Genomic DNA, 5,773 nt, shown 5'->3' on the forward strand with positions numbered 1-5,773 from the left:
GGGGGCGTCGTGGCGGGGGGCGTCGCGGTGGCGGCCGCGAGCAGGACGGGCGCCAGGAACAGGATCCGCATCATCACCTCACTTGGCCAGATATTTGTTGAACCAGGCGAGCTGGCGCGCGCGGACGTCCGCCGCCTGGTCCGGCCGCGACACGCAATGGCCCGCGTCCGGATAGATCACCAAGCTGGCCTCGACGCCCTGGTTCCGGAGCGCGTGCCACCATTCGATCGATTGCGTCGGCGGCACCTCGATGTCGCGCTCGCCGACATAGATGAAGGTCGGGGTCCGCGCCTTGGCGACGTGATACACCGCCGACATGTCCTCATAGACCTTGTGGTCCTCGTACGCCGACTTGCCGGTGAAGGGGATCATCCACTGATCGATGCCGTTGGTGCCGTAATAGCTGATCCAGTTGGACAGCCCCGCGCCCGCGACGATCGCCTTGAAGCGGTTGGTCTGCGTGTTGGCCCACATCGCCATGAACCCGCCATAGGAACAGCCCGTCAGCCCCAGCCGCGCGTCGTCGATCGGCGCCGCCTTCTCGGCCGCGTCGACGCCCGCCAGGACGTCGCGCAGGTCGCCGCCACCGAAGTCGCGCTTGTTGGCGGCGGTGAACGCCTCGCCCTGGCCATAGCTGCCGCGCGGGTTGGGCAGGAACACGTAATAGCCCTGGTCCATCAGCTCGCTCGCCGGCCCGTGCTCGACGAAGCGCGGGGTGGAGGCGGCGGACGGGCCGCCATGGACGTTGACGATCATCGGCGCCTTTCCGGCGGGCGGCGTCGCGGGGCCGAGCAGCCAGCCCTGCGCATTATACTGGTCGCTCTTCCACGTGATCGAGCGTGCCGAGACGACGGGCGTCGCGGCGGCGTTGTCGCGGGTCACCGGCTTCAGCGCGGCGAGCGGGCCGGCATGGATGGCGGGCGCGACCGTGAAGCTCTGCGCCACGGTCGCGGCACTGCGCCCGTCGGCGGAGAAGGCGGCGCGGCCCTCGCCCGCGCCCAGGCTGACGGCTTCGCTGTAATAAGGCCGCGCCGGCGCCCGGCCCGGCTCGATCGCGCCGATCTCCATCCGGTCGTCGCGCAGGGACACCGCGCGGAGGCCACCGGCGGTCCAGTCGAGCGAGAGGTAGGTGACGGGCTGGCCGGCGGTGATGTCGGTGGGGGCGCCGCCCGTCACCGGCACCGTCCAGATGTCGCCGCCGACCGAGCCGTTGTCGCTCATCAGCCCGCCGATATAGGCGACGGTGCGCCCGTCCGGCGAAACGCGCGGGAAATTGAGCTGCGTCGCGGGCCGGGTGATGTTGCGCACCGCGCCGGTGGTCGCGTCCACCGCGTCCAGCGTCGCCACCCACCAATTATTGTCGCCATTGCCCGGCGCGCTGGTGACGACGAAGCCGGTGCCGTCGGGCAGCCAGTCATATTCGTACACGAACCGGTCGGCGGGCGAGATCGGCGTCACCACCGTCGTCGCGCCGGCGACGGGAAACACGGCGAGCCGCTGTTCGTCGCTCTTCTCGCCGATCTCGCCGATCTGGCGCACGCCCGCCTGCGTCGCGCCCGTCTCCTTGGCGGCGCCCAGCGTCACCAGCAGCGCGATCCGCTTGCCGTCGGGCGAGAAACGCGGGGTGGAGGCGAGACCGGGGATCGTCGCGAGCGTGTGCGTCGCGCCGTTCGCGTCGGCGACGATCAGCTGCGCGGTGGCAGCGCCCGGCTCGCGCGCGACAAAGGCGAGCTCGCCGGCCGGGCCAAAGATCAGCCCGGCATAGCCGCATTTGGCGCACGGATCGATCTGTCGCTGCACCGCGCCGTCGCTGGCGCGGCGGATCGTGATCGCGGCGTGGCCGCGCAGGCCGCCTGGGCCCTCGATCGTCGCGAGCCGGTCACCGCCCGCGCTGATCGCCAAGCCGCCATATTGATGGACCTGCGCGAGCGCTGGCGCGGCGGTGGACAGGGCGAGCGCAAGCAACAGGCGATGGCGCATAAACAGGCGACCCTCTCTCAAGTGGATGTATCGCCAGTCTTCCTCACCCATTCGGGCGGGATTGCAAGGGGGCCGCCGGACCAAAAGCGACGGCCCGGCCGTTGAACGATGGACCATGCGCATCCTCTCCGTTCTCTTCGACATCGACGGCACGCTCGTCGACAGCAACGACCAGCATGTGGCGGCCTGGGTCACCGCCTTTGCCGATGCGGGCCATCCGCGCGACGCGGCGGCGATCCGGGAACAGGTGGGCAAGGGCGGCGACCTGCTGGTGCCCGCGCTGATCCCGGACGCCGACGACGCGCTGGTGACGCGATTGTCGGACGCGCACGGGCAGTTGTTCAAGGACCACCATCTGGACGGCGTCCGCCCGTTTCCGGATGCCGCCGCGCTGATCCGGCGCGTCGCGGACGGGGGCCGGCGCGTGGCGCTCGCCTCGTCGGCGAGCCGGGCGGAGCTGGAGCATTACATCGACCTGCTCGGCATCGGCGACCAGGTCGCGGCGGCGACCAGCATCGACGATGTCGAGACCTCCAAGCCGGCGCCCGACATCTTCGGCGTCGCGCTGGCGCGCGTCGCGACGGCGCCCGACCGCGCGATCGTGGTCGGCGACGCGATCTACGACATGCAGGCGGCGCGCACGGCGGGGGCGGGCGCGATCGGGCTCACCTCCGGCTTCTTCGACGCGGGCCGCCTGCGCGAGGCGGGCGCGGGCGCCACCTATGCCGACGTCGCCGACCTGCTCGCGCGCTGGGATACGTCGCCGCTCGCCTGAATGGCGCTCGATAACCCCGTTCGTCCCGAGCGAAGTCGAGGGACCAGCCTGGTACGGTGTCTCGACGTCGCTCGACACGAACGGGTCAGGGTTCAGCCTGAACAGGACAAATTTTAAGCCGCCGCGCCGCCCCGCCGGCCCAGCGCGGCGGCGGCCTGCGTTACCAGCTCGGCGACGATCGCCGCCGCCGGCTCCTCTTGGCGAACCATGCCGACCGACTGGCCCGCCATCACCGAGCCATGCTCGACATCGCCGTCGATCACCGCGCGGCGCAGCGCGCCCGCCCAATAATGCTCGATCTCCAGCTGCGCTTCCGCCAGCGCGACACCCGCCTCATCCAGCCGGCCCGCGACCTCGCGCTGCTTGGCGGTGAACCGCTCGTTGCCCGCGTTGCGCAGCGCGCGCACCGGGATGACGGGCAGGCGCGGATCGAGCTGCACGCTCGCCACCGCGTCGCGGGCGGATGCGCGGATGAAGGCGCGCTTGAAATTGGCGTGCGCGATCGACTCGCTCGCGCAGACGAAGCGGGTGCCGAGCTGCACGCCCGCCGCGCCCATCTCCAGATAGCCCGCGATCGCCTCGCCGCGCCCGATCCCGCCGGCGACGAAGACGGGCACCTGCTCGGCGATCTCCGGCAGCATCTCCTGCGCGAGCACGCCGGTGGAGACCGGGCCGATATGCCCGCCCGCCTCCATGCCCTCGATCACCAGCGCGTCGACGCCCGAGCGGATCAGCTTCCTCGCCAGCGCGAGCGCGGGGGCGAAGCAGATCACCTTCGCGCCCGTCGCCTTGATCGCGTCGAGCGAGCCCTTGGGCGGCAACCCGCCCGCGAGCACGACATGGCCGACGCGGTGACGCCCGCACACCTCGATCAGCGCGAGGAGGTCGGGATGCATGGTGATGAGGTTGACGCCGAACGGCCGGTCGGTGCGCGCCCGCGTCTCGGCGATCTCGCGATCGAGCAGCGCGGTGGTCATCGCCCCGCAGGCGATCACCCCGAACCCGCCCGCGTCGCTGATCGCGGCGACCAGATGCCGCTCGCTGACCCACGACATCGCCCCGCCCAGGATCGCGACCTTCGACCCCAGGAACGCCGCGCCGCGCGCCATCAGCCGGGCGAGGCGGTCGGCGCCGGGCGAAGTGGCGACGGGGGGCGGCGCGAGCGTGTCGGTCATGCCGAGTGGCCTACCGCCCCGCGCCCGTTTCCTGCAAGCGGCGACCTGACCGCTGGACCAGCCACCAAAGGCCGGAGCGGTCGCCCGATCCCATCGCGCAGGCTCCGCGCGACAGCCCGCGACGTCATCCGCGCAGCCGCTAACGGCTCACGTGAGCGCAGGGGCGATCAGATGGCGCCGCTGACGGTTTGCCCGATCCCGGCGCCCGACCTTGCGCCAACACGACGCGCCCGACGGCGCAGCGACCAGCCAATCGCGCCCAGACCGGCCATCATCATGCCCCAAGTCGCCAGCTCGGGCACCGCGGCCGCCGGCGCGTTGACGATGATGTCGTCCAAGCCGAGGCTGGTGGTGGTGCCGGGATAGACCGTGAAGAACACGTGATCGACCGCGCCGAGGACGGCAGGATTGTACGCCGTGAAGTCGGTCGAGGTGATCTGGATGGTCTTGGCGAAGACCGAAGGGCTTTGCCCGGCCGGCGGGTTGTTCAGCGTTCCCGAGATCGCGATGCTGCCGAGGCCGCTCGCCACGAACGAGTCCAGCGTGAACAGACCGCCGTCCGCCCGGAAGATCTGGAAGATGGCGGCCGACGATCCGATGCTGCTGGTCGGCGAGAAGAGCAGGTCATAACTGCCGTTGGCGGCATCGGTGCCCCTCAGGATCGTTCCCGATTGCTTGCTCAACGTGTAGCCGTCCTGCGCATAGGTCGTGACCGATACGCGACCACCGGGCAGGCTGGCGCCGGTCACCGTGTCGAAGTTGATCGTCGCCGCACCCGACGGCGCGGCGGCGGCGACCAGCGCCGCGAGCATCCAAAACTTCATGTGTTCCTCCCATTCGACACGCGATTGCCCATCGCTATGTCGTCCCGGTCGGATCGTTAACTCGTCGTTCATTCGACGACAAGACGCGAAAGTGTCTCAAAAGGGGACGATTCCGAATGTTCGCCCTGAGGTCCATCGGCGCTCGTCATGAAGGCGATCCACGGTGCGGACCTACGTCGCCCTACCCCGCCGCATCCAGCCCGTACGCCGTGTGCAGCACCCGCACCGCCAGTTCCGTCTCGTCCTCGTCGATCAGCACGCTGACCTTGATCTCGCTGGTGGAGATCGCCTGGACGTTGATGCCGCGCTGGCCCAGCGTCGTGAACATCTGGCTGGCGACGCCGGCATGGCTGCGCATGCCCACCCCGACGACGCTGATCTTGGCGACGCGCGTGTCGTGGAGCGCCTCCGCATAGCCGATCGTGCCCTGCCCGCGCGCCAGCACGTCGAGCGACTTCGCCAAGTCCGCCTGCGGCACGGTGAACGTCACGTCCGTCGAGCCGCCGCCGGAATCTCTTGGCGCGTGCGCGACGTTCTGGATGATCATGTCGACGTTGATCCCCGCGTCCGCCAGCGGCGCGAAGATCGCCGCCACCGCGCCGGGCCGGTCGGGCACGGCGGTCAGCGTGATCTTGGCCTCGTTCTTGTCATGCGCGATCCCCGTGATCAGCTGGCGTTCCACGTCGTCAATCTCCTCTTCGGCGACGATCAGCGTGCCGGGCAGCGTGTCGGCCATCGGCGCGCCGGAACCATCGGGCGCCCCGGCGAAGGAGGACAGGACCTGCACGCGCACGCCTTCCTTCATCGCCAGCCCGACCGAGCGCGTCTGCAACACCTTGGCGCCGACGCTAGCGAGTTCCAGCATCTCCTCGTACGTCACCTTGGCCAGCTTGCGCGCGCGCGGCACGATGCGCGGATCGGTGGTGTAGACGCCGTCGACATCGGTGTAGATGTCGCAGCGGTCCGCGCGCATCGCCGCCGCCACCGCCACCGCGCTGGTGTCCGAGCCACCGCGCCCC

General features: G+C 70.4%; 5 protein-coding genes. 1 reads left to right on the forward strand and 4 read right to left on the reverse strand.

Going from position 1 to position 5,773, the window contains the following annotated elements:
- Window positions 1–78: 78 nt before the first annotated feature.
- Window positions 79–1,980 (reverse strand): S9 family peptidase, encoded by a 1,902-nt coding sequence (locus HUU95_RS06905; protein ID WP_174279443.1) that lies wholly within the window; start codon window positions 1,978–1,980, stop codon window positions 79–81.
- Between the two features lie 115 nt (window positions 1,981–2,095).
- On the opposite strand from HUU95_RS06905, the gene HUU95_RS06910 reads away from it, so the two are divergent.
- Window positions 2,096–2,755 carry an HAD family hydrolase gene (locus HUU95_RS06910; protein WP_174279444.1) on the forward strand — a complete coding sequence of 220 codons (660 nt, stop codon included), beginning with the start codon at window positions 2,096–2,098 and terminating at the stop codon, window positions 2,753–2,755.
- Window positions 2,756–2,868: 113 nt separating this feature from the next.
- On the opposite strand, the gene HUU95_RS06915 is transcribed toward HUU95_RS06910, so the two are convergent.
- The 3 genes from HUU95_RS06915 to HUU95_RS06925 all read right to left on the reverse strand — a co-directional run.
- Window positions 2,869–3,864, reverse strand: coding sequence for an NAD(P)H-dependent flavin oxidoreductase (locus HUU95_RS06915; RefSeq protein WP_174279447.1), 996 nt, complete (start codon window positions 3,862–3,864; stop codon window positions 2,869–2,871).
- Window positions 3,865–4,097: 233 nt separating this feature from the next.
- Window positions 4,098–4,754: a PEP-CTERM sorting domain-containing protein gene (locus tag HUU95_RS06920; RefSeq protein ID WP_174279445.1), complete on the reverse strand. Its 657-nt coding sequence runs from the start codon at window positions 4,752–4,754 to the stop codon at window positions 4,098–4,100.
- A 181-nt stretch (window positions 4,755–4,935) separates the two neighbouring features.
- A partial coding sequence (locus tag HUU95_RS06925; protein WP_174279446.1) for an aspartate kinase occupies window positions 4,936–5,773 on the reverse strand: 838 nt, incomplete at its 5' end.

It is taken from the genome of Sphingomonas bacterium, assembly GCF_903643065.1.
Taxonomy (GTDB): Bacteria; Pseudomonadota; Alphaproteobacteria; order Sphingomonadales; family Sphingomonadaceae; genus Sphingomonas.